This window comes from Streptomyces atratus (genome assembly GCF_014648655.1).
GTDB classification, from domain to species: Bacteria; Actinomycetota; Actinomycetes; order Streptomycetales; family Streptomycetaceae; genus Streptomyces; species Streptomyces atratus.
In genome coordinates this window covers 508142-528114 of record NZ_BMRN01000003.1, presented here as the reverse complement: position 1 = coordinate 528114, position 19973 = coordinate 508142, and the positions used below count along the sequence as shown (strand labels likewise).

Genomic DNA, 19973 nt, shown 5'->3' with positions numbered 1-19973 from the left:
GGGGGCTGGTTCAGGCGATGCCGGAGCGGACGGAGGAGGCGAAGCCGGGCAGCCGGTCCACTCCCCAGAACTTCTCGTAGCCGTCGATGAAGAACGGGACTCCGAAGACGCCGTCGCGGTAGAGCGAGTTGAGGGCTCCGAGACCGTGCTCGCGTACGGCCGGATCGTCGTACGCGGTGGACAGGCGCACCGGGTCCAGACCGATCCGCTCGGCGATGTCCGCGATGACGGCCGGGTCGGAGATGTCCTGTCCCTCCTCCCACCTGGCTCGGTAGACCGCCGCGATGAACTCACGTCCGTGGCCGAGTTCGTCGGCCACCAGGTACGCCAGGTGCGACACCTCCCACCGGGGGTGGCGATCGACCGGCCACACCATCTCCAGGCCGCGGTCGCGGGCGAGCCGCCGCACGTCCTGGAGAATATAGAGGTGCTTCTCCTTCGACATCGCCACGTACGGCAGATGGATACCGGCCTGCTCCAGGTGGCCGCTCGCCGTCTCGTCCGGCTCCCAGAAGGGAAGCCAGTCGATGCGTTCCGCGACGTCCCGGTGGTCGGCCATCAGGTCCCGGTAGGCCATCCACGAATAGGGGCTGCGGAACGAGAAGTACCAGCGCGGCCTCCGTCGGGCCATCACCGCCTCCAAACATGCTGAGTGCTGCCGCCGGTCACGGATCGGGCCGGAGGCGGACGGCCGGGTCTTTTGGGCCGTCCGGTGGTCAGATGGTGATGCCACCATCGATCTGCAGGACGGAACCGGTGATGTACTCGGCCCTGTCCGACACCAGATACGCCACGAGGTCGCCGACCTCCTCGGCACGGCCCATGCGGCGCAGCGGGATCGTCCGGGTGATGTCCTTGCGGGCCTTTTCGTTCATCGCGGCGACCATGTCGGTGTCGATGAACCCGGGGGCGACGGCGTTGACGCGGACCCCTGACCGGCCGACCTCCTTGGCCAGCGACCGTGAGAAGCCGATGATGCCCGCCTTCGAGGCGGAGTAGTTGCTCTGACTGGCATGGCCGTACACCCCCGCGACGGACGAGATGTTGACGATCGCCCCGGTGCGGCGCTTCATCATCGAGAACACGACCGCGCGGCACAGGTGGTAGACACCGTCGAGGTTGGTGCCGATGACCTGGTGCCACTCTTCGTCGTCCATCAGCACCAGAGGGTTGTCGCGGGTGATGCCGGCGGCGGTGACCGCCGCGTCGACGGGGCCGAGCGTGTCCTCCGCCTCCTCGACGAAGGAGCGCACGGCGGGGCCGTCGGCGACGTCGACGCGCCGGGCCATGACGCGTACGCCGAGTTCCGCGGCCTCCTTCTCCAGCTGCCGGGCCGCCTCGTCGTTGGAGCGGTAGCAGAAGGCGACATCGAATCCGTCGCGGGCGAGGGCCAGCACGCACGCCCGTCCGATGCCGCGTGATCCGCCGGTGACGAGTGCCACCCGGGGGGTGTTGTCTTGCATGATCTTCGCTCAGCTCGCTTCGGGTCGCAGGACTTCGGCCGGGCGGAAGGCCATGACGATCCGGCCGACGGTCATCACCGTCTCGCCGCCCACCAGGCTCTCGCCCTCGAACATCACGGTGTCGTCCACCCTGCGTTCGACCCGGACGCGATGCTCCAGGACGTCGCCGGGCAGGACGGTGCGGTGGAACTCGACCCCGGTCATGCCGCCGAAGAGCATGACCCGGCCGGCCAGCACGTCGGGGTTGGGCTCCTCCCACGTGGCCAGGACGCCCGCGGACTGGCACCAGGACTCCACGAGCAGCGGCTTCGGGTATCCGAAACCCTCCTCGGGGGTGTCCGGTCCCAGGCCCGCGTACCAGGGCTCGTTGCAGGTGACCGCCTTGAGGGCGGTCAGTCCGCGGCCGGGATCGACATGCGTGACCCGGTCCACCAGCAGCATGGGGTAGCGGTGCGGCAGCCTGCCGCGGATCTCCGCCTGTCCGCTCATGTCCCCGCTCCGTCCGTGGTACGGCGGTAGCGCAGGCGCACCGACGCCGCGTCGCCCCGGCCGGAGCGGATCTTCGCCCGGCACTGCCACGCCATGCCGTCCACCGGCTTCCAGTCGATGTCGGCGGCCAGTTCGTCGCCCGGGTACACGGGCCCGGTGAACCGGGTGGCCTCTACGGCCACGAGCTCCGGGGCGGGCTCCTCGGCGGGTGCCGTGGCGAGCACGCTCAGGTGCACGTACTCGACGAGGCACACGCCGGGGAAGATCGGGAAGCCCGGGTAGTGGCCGGGAAGCACCGCTTCGTCCGCGGCCACGGTGAACCGGGTGGAGGTACGCCCTTCCTTCTCCGGCGGCAGGACCTCGACGGCACCGGAGAGCAGGCCGGCCGCCCGGGGACCGGCCGGGGTCGCAGGGGGGGCCGGGGCGCCCGCACGCGTCGCGGCGAGGACCTCCATCAGGCGTCCTGCAGCTTTCCGGCCAGCAGGTCGTAGGCGCTCTGCAGGGTGACGATCTGCCGCAGCTCGGACTCCGGCAGCTTCACCCCGTACTTCTTCTCAAGGACGACCACGACCTCCAGGGCCATGAGGGAGTCGACCTCCAGGTCATCGACGAACAGGGCGTCATCGGTGACCTCGGCGACCTCGGCGTCCAGTACCTGGGCGACCGTCGAGCGCAGTTCTTCCTTGTCCAGCACGGTGGTACCTCTCTCAGCGTTTCGGTCTTCGGTTTCGGCGGCGGAGCAGGCCGGCGGCCGGTCAGCGCAGCCGGAGCAGGGCGCAGCCGACGGTCCCCGTCCGGTCGACGGAGGTGACGAGGCCGACCTTCCCGGCCACTGCGGGGTTGTCCTCGGCGTGGGCGAGCAGGGCGACGGCCTGGAAGGCGGCGGAGGCGGCGCCGGTGTCGCCGATCAGCCCGACCTGAGTGAGGTCGGCCGCTTCCACATCGGCCAGCAGCTCGCTGACGACCGCGGTCTCGGCGTCGCCCTCCGCGCCGGGGGCTCCGCAGCGAGCGACCGCGGCTATCTCCGTGAGGTCGGCACCGGACCGGCGAAGTGCGCCGCGCAGACAGGCCATGAGGCTGCCGGCCACGTCGTCGCCCAGTACGACGCCCAGTTCGACGGCGAGGATCTCGGCCAGGACCGGCTGTCCGGCGTCCTCCCCGGCCGCGGGTTCGACGAGGAGTACAGCGCAGCCCTCGCCGAGCGGCGCGGTCCGCGCGCCGTCACCGGAGTGGTGCTCCAGCCAGGCGCGAGCGGTGGAGTACTCCTCGGCGGCGCCGCACAGCACGGTCTGGGCACGGCCTGCGGCCAGCAGCCGGCGGGAGTAGTTGAGAGCGTGCAGCCCCGCCGTCCGGCCGCCCGCGATGGTCGTGTTGGGACCCTTCAGCTGGTACCAGATGGCGCTCTGACCCGCCGCGCAGTTCATCACGGTGTTCGGGAAGCGGGCCGGGTCGACGAAGAACGGCTGGTCGCCGGTGAGCGATTCCCGCGTGAAGTCCATCATGCTCTGGGCGCTGCCGGTGGTGGTGCCCAGAGCCAGCGCGGCGCCCTCGCCGGTGCCGACGGCCCGGCTTCGTTCGGTGTCGTCGAGCAGCGCCCCGACGGCGGTGACGGCCAGCCCGGTGACCCGGTCCATGGACCGGGTGCCCTTCTTGCCGAGCACCGTACGGACCTCGAAGGCGGGGACCACGCAGGCCTCGTCCCGGGGCCCGGCGGCGCCGGCGTCGTCGAGTACGACGGCGGTGGGGCGTCGCTCGCGCACCCCCTCGGCGAACGCGGTCCGGCCGATGCCGAACGGCGACACCGCGGACCACGCGGTGATGACAGGGCGCCCGGCGCCCGTTGCGGTGGTGGTCATGTCCGCCACGCTTCCCTTCGGTTCACAGGTAACAGACCATTCGGTACTCGGGCCGGCGCAGGGCCGTGCTGCCGTCGGGGGCCGTCAGTACCCCGTCCAGCAGCCCGGTCCGGGGCCGGGCCGTGTGCGGCCGGGGCCGACTTCTCGGCGTGGACCCGGACCCCGGCCTCAGGACGCGCAGGTCGCGGTGGGGGTCGCTGAGGGCGTCCAGGGTGCGGCTGCCGATCCGCAGCGCGGGTACCGGCTCATGGCTGCCGTGTCGTGCCGTTGAGCGCGTCCAGCACGTGCTGGTCGAAGTTCTCCAGGCTCCAGTCACGGCGGTTCTTGATGACCGCGTAGCCGTGCACGATGGTGCCCGTGGCGGTCTTGAGGAGTTTGCCGTCGCGGACGACGTACCAGTTCATCCGGGTGGTGTAGGTGAAGTCCTTGAAGACGTCCTCCACCTCGTAGGTGGTGTAGAGGTCCTCCTCCATCATCGCCTCGTCGAGGATCCGGATCTCGGATCGCGGCACGACGGGGATCCACCGGCGGTCGTCCAGCAGCGTCTTGATGGAGATACCGCGGTCGGCGACGAACCGGTCCTTGCCCTCCTCCATCAGCCGCAGGTAACCGGACATCTGAAGGCGCTCGGTGAAGTGGCAGTACGGGTAGGGGATGTTCCACTTCCAGCCGTAGGCGTTCTTGCCCTCCAGCAGCTCGTCCAGGACGGTGTCCTCGGAAGTGAACGGGGTGAGCGGCGCGGGCTCCAGGTCGGCCCCGAGCCGGTCCACGGCGAAGCGGGCGAGCCCGTCGGGCACCTCACCTGCGGAGTCGAGATAGGTGTCGATCCGCAGTGACACGCGCACCTTGGAGGTGACGGCCTTGAGGATCTCCCCGTCACGTTCTACGGACACGATCACCTTGAAGCCCAGAGTGCCGTCCGCGTCCTTGGTGAACGGGACGACCTCGGCGGTGGCGATGTCGTCCATGTGGAAGGCGTGCAGGATGCGGGTGTCGATCCCGACGATGTCGAGGCCGAGGCCGTGCTCCTCGTACAGGCCACGGGCCGGAAGGGCGGCCTGCCGGAAGTGGTCGAGGACCGCTTCCTCGACCATGTAGTTCACGTGCTTGAAGCCGATCCAGGTGCAGATGTTGGAGCCCTCGTAGCGGGGGCGGACCTGGACGGAGGTCGTCTCGGCGAGGAGCGCCTTGACGGCGGTCTCGGTGACGATGGTCATCGACGGTGCTCCAGAGCTGTGTCGGGGACGGGCTCGCGCTGTGGAGCGCCGGTCCCAAGGGAGTTGACGAAAGTGACGGTCTCGGAGGCGAAGCGTTCCGCTTCCTCGATCATCGGGAAGTGCCCGCAGCCGGGGAGGACGAGTGCCCGCGCGTCCGGCAGCGCGGCGGCCAGCGCCACGCTCTCGCCGGGCGGTGCCGCGAAGTCCTTCTCGCCCCCCAGCACCAGACAGGGCACGGTGACCCGGCCCGTCTGGAGCTGCGGAGTACGCAGGTAGAGCTCGAAGAAGCGCAGCCAGCCGTACGGGCCCACCCGGTCCCGTACCCGCTCCCCCATTGCCGCCCGCAGGGAGGCGGGAAGCCGGTCGCCGGAGTGGACCCGCAGGCCCTCCTCCATGATCAGGTGGAAGTCGTTGAGGTAGTAGCTGATGGTGTCCCAGTCGAACTCCTCGGCGGTGCGCCGGTAGAACGGCGACACCAGCACCAGGCCCCGGATCCCGAATCGGGTGAGGGCGTCGCCGCCCCGCCGGCTTTCCCGGTCGACGAGGTCCAGCAGGACGTCCGCCGACATGGAGTGCGCCACCACGATCTCCGGGCCACCGGGCACCGCGGCCAGCACCTGGGCCAGGGGACCGACGAGATCACTGTCGGTGCCCCAGTCCGGCACACCCTCGGCGCTCCAGGGCAGCCGGGCCGACCACACCTCGTACTCGGGGGGCAGGAGTTCGGCGCTGCGGTCCCAGACGCTGTCGTTCTCGGCCAGTCCGTGGATCAGCAGCAGCCGGGGTCCGCCGAGGCCGGCGGTGCGCCGACGGACCGTGCTGGGGCCGACGCTGTCGGGCGCCTTCATCAGACGGCCTCCGGGGCCGGGGGCGCCAGCAGCACGAGTCCGGCTGAGGCGTCGTCCTCGTCGGTCCCGCAGACCGCGAACACAGGCCCCCAGCCGCCCTCGTCGAACAGGCCGACGGCTGTCGCGCACTGCAGCACACCGAGCGCGCCCGAGCCGCGGCCGGAGTGCTCGGGCAGGGCGGCCCGCTCCACTCCCGGCAGCAGGTCGGCGCCGACACCGGCGGGGGTCGCGTCAGGAAGCTGCCACCGGGCCGGGGCCGGCGCACCGGAGGCGGCCAGCCGCTCCAGAACGGCACCGACACCGGCCGTGCGGACGTACCGGCCGAGTACGGCGCGGACGGTCGCGCCGCGGGCACGGGCCGCCCCCGCGTCCTCCAGGACGACGGCGGCGCCGCCGTCGACGGCGTGCCGGCCGCCGAGCAGCCGGCGAACGACGTCGTTGTCCGGCTCCACGCCGACGACGAGGACCCGGTCCACGCGTCCGGCCGTAATCATGGTGACGGCCCAGTTGACCGCGTCCAGACCGGAGGTCGCGCCGTTGCACACCATCAGGTTGGGGCCGCGCAGGCCGTAGCGGATGGCCGCCGAGGAGGCGATGACGTTGCTGGACGCGTTCGGCAGGTCCATCGGGCTGGTCGCCGTGACGGTGCCCTCCCGCAAGGTGTCCAGGGCACGGACGACGGTGTCCAGGTTGCCGTAGTTGGAGCTGACGACCACGCCGATGTCCCCGCCGACCGCCATGGCGTCCTCACCGAGGAGACCGGCGTCGGCCAGGGCCGCGGAGGTCAGGCAGTAGCCGAGTTGGGTGGCCCGGTCCTTGTAGCGCAGGCCCTTCTTGCCCACCAGGGCGGCCGGTTCGACGGGCCCGGCACCCGGCTCGGGGCCGGCGGCCAGGGCCTTGGCACCGTCAGCTCCGGGTATCAGGACCGAGACACCGCTGATGACGACGCTCACGGAGCGGCCTCCACAATGGCGACGGCGTTGATGCCGCCGAATCCGAATGCATTGAGCTGCGCCACATTCATCGACGCGGACGCGGCGTCACCGGTCACGAAGCGGAATTCCGCGGCCTCCTCCACCGGCTGTTCGAGGCCGACGGTGGGCGGGACGCGTCCTTCGTTGAGCGAGGTGACGCCCATGACCAGTCCCATCAGGCCGGAAGCGCCCGAGGTGTGACCGGTCATCGACTTGATCGCCGTCATCAGCGGACCGTTCGCGGCGTCTCCCAGCGCATCGGCCATCGCCGTCGCCTCGGCCTCGTCGTTGAGCAGGGTCCCGGTGCCGTGCAGCATCACCAGATCGATGTCCTTCGGTTTGACGCCCGCCATGTCGTACGCCGTGCGCATCGCCTTCGCGATGCCCTCCGGGGAGGGTGCGGTGACGTGGAACGCGTCGCAGTTGACGGCGACGCTGCGCAGCCGGGCGTGCGCCCGCCTGCCGCCGGCGTCCCGGCTGAGCACAACGGCGGCGGCGCCGTCGCCCATGAGGACTCCGGTGCGGTCCCGGTCGAAGGGGCGCACCCGGTCCGGCGGGGCCGGGTGGACACGCTCCAGCAGGCCGTACATGCTCTCGGTGAGCACATCCACGCCCGCGACGACGACCGTGCCGGGCGCGTGGTCCCCTTCCTCGGCCAGCAGGTCCGAGCCGAGCGCCAGGGCGTACAGCGAGGCGGAGCAGGCGTTGGAGAAGGTGTGCGTCACATCGGCGTTGAACCGCTCGCGCAGTGCGGTGCCGAAGTGCAGGCCGGTGTCGTCCAGATCGGTGCCCTCACGCCACCAGAGCTCCAGGGAGCGCAGCTCGCGCAGCCCCGTGCCGATGAGTATCGGTACGCCGGAGAGATCCTCGCCCAGGCCCGCGTCGGCCGCCGCCTGCCCGATCGCGTCGATCAACAGCGCGGTGGCGCGGGCGGGCACGTCCCGGCCCTCCGCCGGGCGGTCGTCCACCTCGTAGGCGTGCTGCGCCCGGAAGCGGGTGCGGTCGAAACCTCGCAGCTCGGCGCGCCCGGTGCGGCCCCGGCACAGGTTGTCGAAGAGCGGCCGGACTCCCCTCCCGGTGCTGGCCACGGCGCCCATCCCGATGATCGAACGGCTCAGCATGTTTCCTCCTCGGGTCGGTCGTACCGGCCGAGGAGGACCACGGCGTTGTTGCCGCCGAACGCCAGGCCGTTGTTCTGGACGACCTTGAGGTCGGCCTCTACGGCTTGGTTCGGCACGCAGTCGACATCGCACTCCGGGTCAGTGGTGACGTGGTTGATCGTGGGCGGGATGAAGCGGTTGGCGATCGCCAGCGCACAGCCGATGGCGCCCAGGGCGCTGGCCGCGCCCATGCTGTGGCCCAGCATCGACTTCATGGAGACGGTGCGCGGCGGCGTGCCGAACACCTCGCGGATCGCCCCGGCCTCGGTGATGTCGTTTGCCCTGGTCCCCGTCCCGTGGGCGGAGATCAGGTCCACTTCGGCCGGCTTCACGCCCGCGTTGTCCAGGGCGAGTTCCATGCAGCGCGCGACGCTCGCCCGGTTGGGCGCCACCTGGTGGTGGGCGTCGCAGTTGAGGCCGTAGCCGAGCACCTCGGCGTAGATGGTGGCGCCGCGCTCCAGGGCCGACTCCAGTCGTTCCAGGACGAGCACCCCGGCGCCCTCACCGGTGAGAATGCCCTTGCGGTCGGCGTCGAAGGGCTGACAACGCTCCGGCGCGATGGTTCCCAGCCGGTAGAAACCGGTGAACGTCTTGCGGCACATGGCGTCCGCGCCGCCGCAGAACGCGTAGTCCGCCTCGCCGGAGCGCACGGCGTCGAAGCCGTAGCCGATGGCGTAGTTGCCGGCGGCGCAGGCGGTCGGGACAGTGACGGCTTCGGCATCGGCCAGTTCGAGCTCCTGGGCGATGGCGACCGAGAGCCGCCCGGCGGGAATCCTCCGGGCCGCCACCGGGTCGAACGCCCCGGCTCCGCCCTTGAGTTCGTCCTCGACCAGCTGATCGAGGTCGTAGGATTCGCCGTCGGTGGTGCCGATGGAGATCAGGCCGCGTCGGCCGCGCAGATCGGCGGCATCCAGCCCTGCGTCCTCCAAGGCCATCCGGGCCGCGGCGGCCGAGAACTGTGCCGCCCTGCCGAGATGTTGCGCGTCCAGGGTACGGATCCAGTCCAGCGGATCGAACTCGACGATCTCGCAGCCGTTCGCGTGGGCGAACCCTTCGGTGTCGAACACCGTGATGGGCCGGGCCCCGCTGCGGCCCTCCCGCAGTCCTCCGAGAAACTCCTTCACCCCCAGCCCGATGCTGGAGACCACTCCGAGTCCCGTCAGAACCACGCGGTGCCGCCCCGTTGTCCCCGGACCGGCGTCGTGCACTGCCGACATGCCTACCTCCCTGTCCACGTCCGACCTACGCGCGCGCCGCCTCAAGGCTCCGCGGGCGGATCACCAGCCGGCCGGCTCCGAAACGACCTCGTACACGCCCGTGAGGTTCACCATCCGCGGCAGTTCGGCCTGGTTGATGACCACGCCGAACTCCTTCTCCAGGGCCGCGAGGATCTCGATCGCGCGGAGCGAGTCGGCGTTGTGGTCCTCTTTGAAAAGGCTGGTTTCCGAGACTTCGTCCTCCTCGATCTCAAGAATGTCGCAGACGATTTCCTTGATGACGACAAGACGCTCTTCACGCGTTTCAGCAGCCACGCCTGTATCCCTTTCACGAATTGCCCCAAAGGCAATTTCAGCAACTTCCTTGAGATTTCTAAGACACGGCTATCCACTTCAGCAAGCCGCATTGCAAAAAGCTGCCAAGTAAGTTGCAGACTTTCTGCGGGCAGCGGAAACAGCCGGAGTACGGCATGGTTCGGCCGCCTCACCGCTCGACGCCGGCATCGTTCGGCGGCCCCGGGCCGCCGGCCGACAGGCGACGCGGGACCGCCGCGGCCCGCACGGACGGGGACGCCCGAGGCGGCCCGGCACCGGGCCCGGCAAGGTCCGGATTCAGCGCAGACGGGATGTCAGATCGGCGACGAGCTCGTCCCTCCGCGGCACCAGGTAGAAGTGGTCGCCCTGCAGCACCCGCAGTTCGAAGCCTCTCGGAGCGACTCCGGACCAGGCGCTCATCTCCTGCGCGGTCACGTTGGGATCGCGGTCCCCGACGTAACCGATGACCGGACAGCGCACGGGCACGGCGGGCCGGGGTCCTCCCTCGGCGTACCGCCCGACAATGGCGAAGTCGGCCTGGAGCGCAGGCATCACGAGTTCCCGGAGGTCGGGGTCCTCCAGCAGTGCGGCGTCGGTGCCGCCGAGCCTGCGGACCTCGGCGAGGACGGACTCCTCACCGCCCAGATGCGCGTTCCGCGGCCGCTGCCCGTGGGGCGGCCGCTGGCAGGAGACGAGGAGCACGCTCGGGCCGTAGCCGTGCTCCCGTTCCAGACGGACCGTCACCTCGTAGGCGAGCGAGGCCCCCATGCTGTGGCCGAAGATGGCCAGCGGTACGTCCAGGTGGGGCAGGACGGCGGCGGTCACCGCGTCGGCCAGTTCCTCCATGCTCTCCAAGCAGGGCTCGGCGATCCGTTCCTGGCGTCCGGGATACCGGGCGATCAGAACCTCGACGTCGTCGCCGAAGGCGTTTCCCCAGGAGTGGTAGAAGCTCGCGGTGCCGCCGGCGTGCGGCAGGCACAGGAGTCGCATGCGCGGCGCGGCAGTCGGGGCGTACCGCCGGAACCACGTCTGGTCGCTGCGGGTGTTGTCGCTCAGGGTGTTCACGGCTACCGGTCTTCTTGTGTCGGGGGACGTCGGTCCAGGGCTGCGGGGCTGTCCATGGCGGTCACCTCGACGTCGGGAGCGATCCGGCGGATCAGGCCCGTCAGTACGCGCCCGGGTCCCAGCTCGACGAGCCGCCGGCAGCCGAGCCGTCCGGTCAGGGTCCGCACGCTCTCCTCCCAACGCACCGGGGACACCAGCTGCCGCACGGCCAGCTCCGGCCAGTTCCCGTCGCCGGGATGCGGCTCGGCGTCCACGTTGGCGACCACCGGGAGGTGCCCGGGGGCGAACGTCACACCCCGCAGGGTCCGGGCCAGACGCTCGGCCGCGGGCGCCATGAAGGGGCTGTGGAAGGCGCCGCCCACCGACAGGCGGATCAGTTTGGCCGCGATGCCCGGAGCCAGTTCCGCCGCCCTCCCGACACCGTCCTCGGAGCCGGAGAGCACGACCTGGCCGGGGGCGTTGACGTTGGCCACCCAGACGTCGAGGCCCTCGGCCCGCACCCCTGCGGCCAGTCCCTCGACCTCCGGAAGTCCGGCCCCGACGAGCACACCCATGGTGCCCGGGCGGCGTTCCGCAGCGTCGCGCATGGCCCGCCCCCGGTCCGCCACCAGGGTGACGGCGTCCGGCAGCGTGAGCACTCCGGCAGCCACCAGTGCTGCGTACTCCCCCAGGCTGTGCCCCGCGCACGCCACTGCGCCGTCCAGCGCCCCGCACCGGACAGCCTCCGCGTGGGCCATCACAGCCACGGCGAAGACCGAGAGCTGCGCCAGGTCGGTCCGACGCAGCTCGTCGGTGGGGGTGCGCAGCAGCAGCTCCTCGATGTCCTCGCCGCAGTGCCGGGAGATTTCGTCGACCAGGCTCCATGCGGCTGTGTCCCGCCAGGGATCGCCCATGCCTTGACGTTGCGTCCCCTGCCCGGGGAACACCAGACCGATCGGCGTCGGGTTCAACTGTCCACACCTTCCACGCGACACATGGGCAGAAACGGGGCCCGCACCCGGCGGGGTGAGGTTCGGGTGACGGGACCCCGCTTGCCGGTTCGCCGCGGGCCCGGGGAGTGAGGTCCCCGACGCTGCGCCGCATACCGGGTCACCGGCGGCACAGGAAAGACAACGGCCGCCGGAGTTCTTGGGATTCGGGGCGTTCGGACGTCCGTGTGACGCGGACGCCGCCCGTGTCGTCCATGTGTAACCGGCGCCACCGACCGGGTGCAACGAGGGCTACAGGAAGCTGCCAGTGCCGGACGGGCCGTTGCGCGGGCACGGCGTGCCGTCGGTGTCGCTCGCCTCCCGCACGGATTCCCGGGCCGGTACGTCCTGCCGTCGCGAACTACGCTGGACCGGCAGTCCGAGTCCCCCCTTGCGCAGCCCGGCGGGTGCGTGAGCGGCGCTCTGCCCTCCCTTGGGAAGTAACCCGAGCTCGGCTGCGCGAACTCCCGCCTGGAAGCGGGAACTCGCCCCCAGGAGAGCCATGATCTCCGCGACGTACCGGCGATAGGTGCGCACCGAGACGGAGAGCTCGCGCGCGGCGGCCTCGTCGGTGATGCCGACCTGCAGGCAGTCCAGGATCTGCCGGGCCGCGTCCGCTCGGACGCGGTCACCGAAGTCGATCCGTTCCTCGACCGGGACCGCGTGGCGCCAGAGCCCATCGAAGAGGGTGCCCAGTGTGCGGGTCACGGTCGTGGCGCGGATCACCGAGGCCCGCCGTCCGATGACCGACTGCGCGGTCACGAGAGCAGCCGCCCCGTCGACGATCAACGCCTGAAGCATCGGTACCCTGGCCACCCGCACCTCGTACGGAAGGCCCTCCAGCATGTGGAGTTGGACCACGCCGTCGTCGAGCATCGCCTGGGTGCACAGGAGCCGAAGTTCGATCTGCTTCCGGCAGGGCGCCAGCTCCCAGTACACGGAGCGGATCGCCTCGGCGTACTCCGAGTCGGTCAGCACGATGTCGATGGTCCGCTCGGCCTCGGACACGAGTCGCAGGGCGACCGATTCCAACTCGCCGCAGTCGGCGGTGACGGTGGTGATCAGGGAGTCCCGCACGACTCGGTCGCGGTGCTTGACGACGGTCGCCTCGATCAGCCGGCGGACCTCCATGAGCGTCTGCTCCAGGTCGTCCGCGGGCTGTTCGTTCCGATCCCCGGCGTCTTCGGCGGGGTCGGGACGGGGCCGTCCGACAGGATAGGAATCGGTCATGACGTCGTGATTCTCTGCAGCAGGGGAGCGTCGGTGCGCTGGGGCAGCAGACCCATCTCCACGGCTCGGACCCCGGCCTGGAAACGGGAGTTGGCCCCGAGCTCGCGCATGATCTCCGCGACATGACGGCGGTACGTGCGCAGCGACACCTGAAGTTCGCGCGCCGCCACGTCATCGGTGCGGCCCTCACGCAGCCGTTCCAGGATGCGCCGCGCAGACTCCGTCCGCAGCCGCGCGCTCATGCGCTGGTGCTCGGCGAGTGACCGGGCGTTGGCCCACGATCCGGCGAAAAGCAGGTCCAGGGCGCGCGCCGACGCCGTGTCCTTGACGACCGCGGCGTGCCCCGCCCTCTCCGGACAGGCCAGTATGAGGGCGACTCGGCTGTCGACGATCAGCATCCCGCGCAACTCGCCCTCGGTAACCCGAATCTCGCACCGGGTGCCCCGGAAGTCGGCGGCGCTCGGCATGCCGTTGCTCACCGCCTGCGGCGTGCACAGCAGTCGGACGGTCGGACCGCCCCGGACGCCGGCCCCGCTCCGCTCGGTACGCTCCCGGGAGGGGGTCGCGTGGGCGGCGAGCGCCTCGAACACGGCAGAGACGTTCCCGTCGGCGAACAGGGACGCGGAGACGGAGTGCCGTGCCAACCCGATGAGACGGGCGGCTGTTTCGTCGACGTCGGCATCTTCTGCACGCATGACAAGGGCTTCGCGCGTCGGCCTGGTCCGATGGAGGGACATCGTCGATTCGATCAGCGCACGGGCCTGAAGCAACGCGCTTTCCATGCTGTTGATGCCTTCGGCGGTATTGGCGGGGCAATCGGCCGGTCGGGCCGCCGCCATACCCCCCGAAGCTGTTCCGATCGCGACCGGAATCAGGCCTTCACCATAAGTTTTAGACGTGGAAGTCTTCATTGCACCGATCATTTCCCCGTAATGTTCAGCGGAAGAAATACTCATCCCCCGTTGAGGACGAAGCCAGTAACTTCGACATCAGGAATCACATTCCCTCAACCCCAACCCCCGGGGGGATTCACAACGCAATAACTTTTTCTCAATCACCACGAATTCATTGCCTATTCACCCGTCGGGAAAAATTCACGACGCGACGTGCCCGACCGCGGGAGGTCAAGCCACCTAACCTTTGAACTCCCGACATTATGGGCTGGTCGCGAACTAAGTCAACGCCGGGCAGCGGACGCGCCCCCGATAAAGTCCGTTCTCCGTAGCGGACCTCGCCAACCATCCCCCCGAACCACCGGCCGGGTGTCAGCAAGTTGCAGCACTCCCCTGTAACCCCCCGGGGACCGGCCTCCGCTCGGACACGGATCACACTCATATGATGACAGCGAGCAATGTTCGCGGCGTGTCGCTGTCCACTAGCTGTCACCGGTCGCCGGCCGGCCGGGGCGGCCGACCTGACGTCTCGACACATGACCGTGCCTCAGCTCAGTACAGAACAAGCCATCGAGCTCCCGGGCATCCGGGGCGGCCGCGTGGTGGTGGCGGGGTGCGACGACCGTCCTGACCGCGAACCCGGCCCTCCTGGACGACTCCGAATTGCGGCGTCCGGGACGCATCCGCTCCCCGGCCGGGGCCACGGGGTTCGTCGGCAACCGGGCGTCGGTGCGCCGCGTCCTGGCCGGTCTGCCGGGCGCGCCGCCGGAGCGGATCCACCTGGGTCGCAGGCCGTGTCCGGGCTGCGGGGACCAGGAGCACGGCCCGCCGACGATACTGAACCCGCAGGTCATGTGTTGGATCAGCATCTCCCACACCTCAGGCTGCGACATGCTCGCCGCGGCCGGTGCGCCGGTCGGCGTCGATGTCGAACGGGCACGGGACATCCGCGTGGACGAGCTCGCGCCGGCCACCCCCACCCCGTCCGAGGTGAGGCAACCGGACGGGCTCGCCGGGGATCCGCTGCGCCAGGCGTTCCTGGACTGCCGGCCCCGTAAGGGGGCCGCACTCAAGGCGGTCGGCGTCGGCAACACGGTTCCGCTGGACCGGGTGGAGACGCATCCAGCCACTGCCGGCACCATCACGGTCGCCGCCGGGGTGCCCGGAACGGCCAAAGCGTGGTCTGTCACCGACCTGCCGATACCGACACCTTGGACAGCCTCCTCAGCCATCCCCGCCGGGACAGCCGACCCGGTCCGACTGCGCGCTCACCCGGAAATTGAGCCCACCCCGGAGAAGTCACTTCGGCACGCGGACCGGAAAGGCGTCCACCGAATCAATTCACCGCCCGGTTCCACCTCGGCACCCATGCTGTTTAATTTTGAACCACATCGCATAAATCCTGAATACCCAGGAGTGACAACTCGGCGCTTCTCACAGTCCGATCCGGGGCTTCCACACATCGCCCCCCCGGCCGTCGATTGATTACCTTCTCGCATGTTGCCGAATCGCCAGGAAACCGTGGACGGGCAGGGAAATCCACCGGACCCACGCAGGCCGCCCGGGGGGCCGTGACAGCGATTCGCGATGTCTCCCCGGCCGCCTTCCGTCGGACATGGGACCGACAGGACACGCCCGTTGCAGTGGCACGAGTTCCGCATCACCGGCCGCCTCCGGGCCTTTTCGTGAACTCACTAATTATTCCTGGGAGTTACTGGCGCCCACGCTGCTGCCGGACGACTCCGCGCAGCTGCGGCGCCACCCCGGCGTGTCCGGTGCGCCAGTGCTTGCCGGACCGCTTCCCACTGCGGGACGCAGCGCTCCTGTACCGCCTTCGCGCCCCGTTCGGTGGACCGACGCGACGCCCCGGTCAGCTCCGCGCCGATGACAGGCTCCTGCCGGGCGCCGGACCGGGGCTTGCGGCCCGCTCGGGGGCCGAGCGCTTTGTGGCCACCGCCGTCGGGGATGTTGCCGAGCTTCTTGATGTCCACGTGGACCGGCTGACCGGGCCGTTCGCGTTCGTAGCGGCGTATGGGCCGGCCGGTCGCGCGGTCCAGGTGCGTGAGCCGGGCCGGACCGAAGCGGGCCGGCACCCGGTGCACGGCCGAAGGGGCCAGGCCGAAGAGGCCGGTGATGCGGTCCGGTCCCCACCGGCGCAGGAGCCGGACCTTGATGATCCGCCGCTCGATCCGGGCCGGGGGCGGCGAGGGCTCGTGTGCGGACGGCTCGAACGGTCCGCCATGCCCGCCTCGCCGAACAGCCGGTACGGTCCGTCCGACGCCGGGCCGTTGTGGGCGATATCTGGAAGCGCTCGGCAGCCCGCCGCAGCGCTCTGCCCTCCTCGACCACGCAGCGGCCCAGGCGCAGGCGACCGGTCTCAGTCAGGGGTGCATCTCAGTGAAGCATGAGGGCCCTCCGGTCGCCGGTGCAGATGTCGCAATCCACACCAGGCCAGAAGGCCCTCACCCATTTCGAGATCACCCAACCGTGAACCCCGTCACCAACCTTCATGGACGGAACACCTAGAGCAGCGGTCCGGTCACCGGCTCGACCGCCGCGACCAGCTTCCCCGCACGTACGAACGCGTCCGCCGCGGCCAGGTCGGGCGACAGGAAGCGGTCCGGTCCCGGGCCCTCGACACCTGCCGCGCGCAGCGCCTCGATGGCGGCCTGCGAGGCGGGCGCGGGGGTGAGGCCCTGGGCGGCGCGCAGTTCGATGGCGCGGGTCGCCGCGTACAGCTCGACGGCGACGATCCGGGCGAGGTTGTCGACGGCGGTACGCAGCTTGCGCGCGGCCGACCAGCCCATGGAGACGTGGTCCTCCTGCATCGCGGAGGACGGGATCGAGTCGGCCGACGCGGGGACGGCGAGCCGCTTCATCTCGCTGACCAGGGCGGCCTGGGTGTACTGGGCGATCATCAGGCCCGAGTCCACACCGGCGTCCTCGGCGAGGAACGGCGGCAGTCCGTGCGAACGGTTCTTGTCCAGCAGCCGGTCGGTGCGGCGCTCGGTGATCGAACCGAGGTCGGCCGCGACGATCGCCAGGAAGTCGAGTACGTAGGCGACGGGGGCGCCGTGGAAGTTCCCGTTGGACTCGACCCGGCCGTCGGGCAGCACGACGGGGTTGTCGACGGCGGAGGCCAGCTCGCGGTCCGCGACGATCCCGGCGTAGTCGAGGGTGTCGCGTCCGGCACCGTTGACCTGGGGCGCGCAGCGCACGGAGTAGGCGTCCTGGACACGCGGGGCGTCGTCCTGGTGGTGGCCGGTGAGGCCGGACCCGGCGAGCACCCGCAGCATGTTGTCGGCGCTGACGCCCTGGCCCGGGTGCGGGCGGATGGCGTGCAGTTCCGGGGCGAGCACCTTGTCCGTGCCGAGCAGTGCCTCCAGGGAGAGGGCGGCGGTGATGTCGGCGGAGGTGTAGAGGCTCTTCAGGTCGGCCAGGGCCATGACGAGCATGCCGAGCATGCCGTCCGTGCCGTTGAGGAGGGCGAGGCCCTCCTTCTCACGCAGCTCGACCGGGGTGATGCCATGGGCGGCGAGCAGCTCACCGGCGGGGCGCACGGTGCCGTCGGGGCCCTCCGCGTCGCCCTCCCCCATCAGCGTCAGGGCGCAGTGGGAGAGCGGGGCCAGGTCGCCGGAGCAGCCGAGCGAGCCGTACTCGTGGACGACGGGGGTGATGCCCGCGTTGAGGACGTCGGCCATGGTCTGCGCCACCTCGGGCCGTACGCCGGTGTGCCCGGAGGCGACCGTCTTCAGCCGCAGGAACATCAGGGCGCGGACGACCTCGCGCTCGACCCGCGGGCCCATGCCGGCGGCGTGCGAGCGGACGATGTTGCGCTGGAGCTGTGCGCGGAGATCCTGGCTGATGTGCCGACTGGCCAGCGCCCCGAAGCCGGTGGAGACGCCGTAGACCGGTTCGGGCTTGGCGGCGAGCGCGTCCACGATCTCGCGGGCGGCGGCGAGTGCGCTCACGGCGGCCGCGGAGAGCTCGACACGAGCGTTGCCGCGGGCCACGGCGATGACGTCCTGAGCGGTGGTACCGGACGTCCCCACCACGACTGTATGCATATCCATATTCAGAAGCGTACGGATTGAATCCCTTCATGTCACTAGTGGTTGTACGGTTGACCCCTTACCGATCCGGTCACACGGTCAGGGCCGGCTGCCGCGCAGGTGGCGGCGGTCGTGCGGGGACTTCGGCGGCGCGTCGGCCAGCCGGATCACCTCGCCGTCGCGCCCCGCCACCACCGGCTTCGTGGAGCGGGCCGCCTTCGCCCGGTACTGGGCCGCGTCCGCCAGCCGGAACAGCCGCCGCGCCGACACCACCGGGCCGATCGGATCACCGGTCGACGCGATCCCGCACGCCACCCCGTCACCGAGCTCCAACCCGGCTGCCCGTTCGCAGAGTTCGGCGGCCACCCGGATCACGTCGTCCGTCTCGGGGCCCGCCGTGAGCAGGCAGAACTCATCGCCGCCGAGCCGGGCCGCGAGCGCACCGGGCAGCATGGCACCGCAGCGGGACAGCACCGAGCCGAAACGTTCCAGCAGACGGTCGCCGACCGCATGGCCATGGGTGTCGTTGACCCGCTTCAGACCGTTGAGGTCGCAGACGACCAGGCTGACCACCGCCCCGTCGGTCCGGTGCTGCTCCACCGCCTCGTCGAGCCGCACATCGACTGCGCGGCGGTTGGCCAGCCCGGTGAGCTGATCGGTGAAGGCGAGTTTGCGGACCTCTTCCAGCCGCTCGGTCTGGGCGATCCCGGCGGCGACGACGGCAGCCAGCACGGTCGCGAAGTCCGCGTCCTCCCGCCCGAACACCGGCTCCCCGACCGGGCGGGCCACATACAGCTCGCCCCAGGCCCGCCCGTGCAGCACGATCGGCGCCACCACGCAGCAGCCGCGCCCGCGCCGACGCAGGGCGGCCACCCGCTCGTGGCGGTACACATGCCCGTACCCCCGCACCCCCGTATCCCCGCCCCGCATGCCGCCCACCGGGCCGTCCGCGGTCTCCACCCAGGCGTCCGGCTCACCACCCCCGGCCCACCGTTCGTGCAGGAACTCGGTGATCTCCGGGAACTGATGCACCGGGTACGTCTCCTCCTCGGGGAACTCCTCCTCCTCTTCGGCCCGTTCGCCCGCGTTGACCAGCACGCGCAGCCGCCCGCGGCCGCGCTCCCAGACGGAGAGCGCGGCGAAACTGCCGCCCAACGCCTCGCACGCCCCCAGCGCAGCCGCTCGCCACGACCCCCGCGGGGTGTGTGCCGCCGCCATCGTCTGCGCAAGCGAAACCACGGCCCGCAGCCGCGCATCATCACCACCCATCGCTACAGCTTATGCAGTTTTGCAGTGATTTGATCAGCTTGGGGCGACGGCGACGTTCGCTGCGTGTCCTCGCGCATGCACAACGTCACTCGCCGGGCCAGTTCGGCTTCCTCTTCTCGTTGAACGCGGCCACGCCCTCGGCCCGGTCGCCGGAGAAGGCCACCGAACGCCAGGCGGCGTCCTCGACTTCGAGTCCGGCCCGGAGGTCAAGGCCGTGCCCGAGCCGCAGCGCCCGCTTGGCGGCCCGCAGCCCCACCGGGGAGTTGGCGGCGATCCGGCCCGCGAGCGCCAGCGCGGCCTCGCGGTCCCGCCCCGCCTCCACCAGCTCGTCGACCAGCCCCGAATCACGGGCCTCGGCCGCCTCCACCCGCCGGGCCGTGAAGACCAGCTCGGCGGCGCGCGCCGCACCGATCCGTCGCGGCAGCAACTGCGTACCCCCACCGCCCGGAATGACACCGACCGACACCTCGGGCAGACCCACCACCGCCGTGCGGTCGGCGACGATCAGATCGCAGGACAGGGCCAGCTCGAATCCGCCGCCGAGCGCGAAACCGTGCACGGCCGCGATCGTCGGCATCGGCAGTTCGAGTACGCCGGTGTACGCGGCGCGGGCGGTGGGACGCTGGCGCAGCAGCTCGGCGTCGGTGAAGGAATTGCGCTCCTTCAGGTCCGCACCCACACAGAAGGCCCGCTCATGGCTGGAGGTGAGGACGGCGACCCGTACGCCCGGGTCGGCGGCGAGCGCGGCACAGGCGGCGGCGATCGAGCGGGCCATGTCCGTGGACACGGCGTTCATCGCCTTGGGCCGGTCGAGGACCAGCTCGGCAACGTGTTCCTGTCCCTCGTGGACCCGTACGACGACGAATTCCCCGAACCGCTGCTCGGACGTGACGGTCATGACTGCACCCCTCCGGTTAACGATCGTTACCAGGGGGATCCTATGGGGCGCCCCGGACA

The 19973-nt window shown here is 70.6% G+C and carries 20 protein-coding genes and 1 pseudogene; 1 reads left to right on the top strand and 20 read right to left on the bottom strand.

All coding sequences use genetic code 11. The annotated features are described in order from the left end of the window. Positions 1-10: 10 nt before the first annotated feature. The 16 genes from IEZ15_RS08090 to IEZ15_RS08015 all read right to left on the bottom strand — a co-directional run bounded on the left by IEZ15_RS08090 (position 11) and on the right by IEZ15_RS08015 (position 13758). The gene (locus tag IEZ15_RS08090) at positions 11-631 is read right to left on the bottom strand and encodes a 2-hydroxychromene-2-carboxylate isomerase (RefSeq protein WP_114246301.1); all 621 of its coding nucleotides are present in this window, start codon (positions 629-631) and stop codon (positions 11-13) included. 85 nt (positions 632-716) lie between these two features. Continuing rightward, on the bottom strand, positions 717-1463 hold the full coding sequence (gene fabG / locus IEZ15_RS08085) for a 3-oxoacyl-[acyl-carrier-protein] reductase (protein ID WP_189275315.1): 747 nt from the start codon (positions 1461-1463) through the stop codon (positions 717-719). A 9-nt stretch (positions 1464-1472) separates the two neighbouring features. Continuing rightward, positions 1473-1952 carry a 3-hydroxyacyl-ACP dehydratase FabZ family protein gene (locus tag IEZ15_RS08080; RefSeq protein ID WP_114246299.1) on the bottom strand — a complete coding sequence of 160 codons (480 nt, stop codon included), beginning with the start codon at positions 1950-1952 and terminating at the stop codon, positions 1473-1475. Continuing rightward, positions 1949-2407 carry a 3-hydroxyacyl-ACP dehydratase FabZ family protein gene (locus tag IEZ15_RS08075; protein WP_189275313.1) on the bottom strand — a complete coding sequence of 153 codons (459 nt, stop codon included), beginning with the start codon at positions 2405-2407 and terminating at the stop codon, positions 1949-1951. The genes IEZ15_RS08080 and IEZ15_RS08075 overlap by 4 nt, the downstream gene beginning before the upstream one ends. Then, positions 2407-2646 carry an acyl carrier protein gene (locus IEZ15_RS08070; protein ID WP_114246297.1) on the bottom strand — a complete coding sequence of 80 codons (240 nt, stop codon included), beginning with the start codon at positions 2644-2646 and terminating at the stop codon, positions 2407-2409. The genes IEZ15_RS08075 and IEZ15_RS08070 overlap by 1 nt, the downstream gene beginning before the upstream one ends. 61 nt (positions 2647-2707) lie before the next feature. Further along, positions 2708-3808 carry a beta-ketoacyl synthase N-terminal-like domain-containing protein gene (locus IEZ15_RS08065; protein WP_189275311.1) on the bottom strand — a complete coding sequence of 367 codons (1101 nt, stop codon included), beginning with the start codon at positions 3806-3808 and terminating at the stop codon, positions 2708-2710. A 245-nt stretch (positions 3809-4053) separates the two neighbouring features. Beyond that, entirely contained in the window at positions 4054-5025 is a 972-nt protein-coding gene (locus IEZ15_RS08060; RefSeq protein WP_189275309.1) for an acyl-CoA thioesterase family protein, read from the bottom strand. Further along, positions 5022-5873 (bottom strand): alpha/beta fold hydrolase, encoded by an 852-nt coding sequence (locus tag IEZ15_RS08055; protein WP_189275307.1) that lies wholly within the window; start codon positions 5871-5873, stop codon positions 5022-5024. Before IEZ15_RS08055 ends, IEZ15_RS08060 begins: the two co-directional genes overlap by 4 nt. Then, entirely contained in the window at positions 5873-6826 is a 954-nt protein-coding gene (locus tag IEZ15_RS08050; RefSeq protein WP_189275305.1) for a beta-ketoacyl synthase N-terminal-like domain-containing protein, read from the bottom strand. Before IEZ15_RS08050 ends, IEZ15_RS08055 begins: the two co-directional genes overlap by 1 nt. Then, positions 6823-7968, bottom strand: a complete 1146-nt coding sequence (locus IEZ15_RS08045) for a beta-ketoacyl synthase N-terminal-like domain-containing protein (RefSeq protein ID WP_114246292.1) — start codon at positions 7966-7968, stop codon at positions 6823-6825. The genes IEZ15_RS08050 and IEZ15_RS08045 overlap by 4 nt, the downstream gene beginning before the upstream one ends. Continuing rightward, on the bottom strand, positions 7962-9224 hold the full coding sequence (locus tag IEZ15_RS08040) for a beta-ketoacyl-[acyl-carrier-protein] synthase family protein (RefSeq protein ID WP_189275303.1): 1263 nt from the start codon (positions 9222-9224) through the stop codon (positions 7962-7964). The genes IEZ15_RS08045 and IEZ15_RS08040 overlap by 7 nt, the downstream gene beginning before the upstream one ends. A gap of 60 nt (positions 9225-9284) precedes the next feature. Beyond that, positions 9285-9539, bottom strand: coding sequence for an acyl carrier protein (locus tag IEZ15_RS08035; RefSeq protein WP_114246290.1), 255 nt, complete (start codon positions 9537-9539; stop codon positions 9285-9287). A gap of 297 nt (positions 9540-9836) precedes the next feature. After that, positions 9837-10604: a thioesterase II family protein gene (locus IEZ15_RS08030; RefSeq protein WP_189275301.1), complete on the bottom strand. Its 768-nt coding sequence runs from the start codon at positions 10602-10604 to the stop codon at positions 9837-9839. A 2-nt stretch (positions 10605-10606) separates the two neighbouring features. Then, positions 10607-11554, bottom strand: coding sequence for an ACP S-malonyltransferase (locus IEZ15_RS08025; protein ID WP_114246288.1), 948 nt, complete (start codon positions 11552-11554; stop codon positions 10607-10609). Between the two features lie 270 nt (positions 11555-11824). Continuing rightward, positions 11825-12802 carry a helix-turn-helix domain-containing protein gene (locus IEZ15_RS08020; RefSeq protein WP_229845781.1) on the bottom strand — a complete coding sequence of 326 codons (978 nt, stop codon included), beginning with the start codon at positions 12800-12802 and terminating at the stop codon, positions 11825-11827. Beyond that, complete coding sequence (locus tag IEZ15_RS08015; RefSeq protein WP_229845780.1) at positions 12799-13758, bottom strand: helix-turn-helix transcriptional regulator; 960 nt, start codon at positions 13756-13758, stop codon at positions 12799-12801. Before IEZ15_RS08015 ends, IEZ15_RS08020 begins: the two co-directional genes overlap by 4 nt. 789 nt (positions 13759-14547) lie before the next feature. Between IEZ15_RS08015 and IEZ15_RS08010 the strand changes: the two genes are divergently transcribed. Then, on the top strand, positions 14548-15180 hold the full coding sequence (locus IEZ15_RS08010) for a 4'-phosphopantetheinyl transferase family protein (RefSeq protein ID WP_229845779.1): 633 nt from the start codon (positions 14548-14550) through the stop codon (positions 15178-15180). A gap of 431 nt (positions 15181-15611) precedes the next feature. Here IEZ15_RS08010 and IEZ15_RS44515 read toward each other — a convergent pair. From IEZ15_RS44515 to IEZ15_RS07995, 4 genes and pseudogenes are all read right to left on the bottom strand, one after another. Continuing rightward, positions 15612-16080 (bottom strand): annotated as a pseudogene (locus IEZ15_RS44515) (helix-turn-helix domain-containing protein); the annotation flags it as partial. 137 nt (positions 16081-16217) lie between these two features. Next, complete coding sequence (hutH, locus tag IEZ15_RS08005) at positions 16218-17768, bottom strand: histidine ammonia-lyase (protein ID WP_114246286.1); 1551 nt, start codon at positions 17766-17768, stop codon at positions 16218-16220. Between the two features lie 78 nt (positions 17769-17846). After that, on the bottom strand, positions 17847-19016 hold the full coding sequence (locus tag IEZ15_RS08000; RefSeq protein ID WP_189275299.1) for a GGDEF domain-containing protein: 1170 nt from the start codon (positions 19014-19016) through the stop codon (positions 17847-17849). Positions 19017-19101: 85 nt separating this feature from the next. Beyond that, positions 19102-19914 (bottom strand): enoyl-CoA hydratase/isomerase family protein, encoded by an 813-nt coding sequence (locus IEZ15_RS07995; protein WP_114246284.1) that lies wholly within the window; start codon positions 19912-19914, stop codon positions 19102-19104. Positions 19915-19973 lie beyond the last annotated feature (59 nt).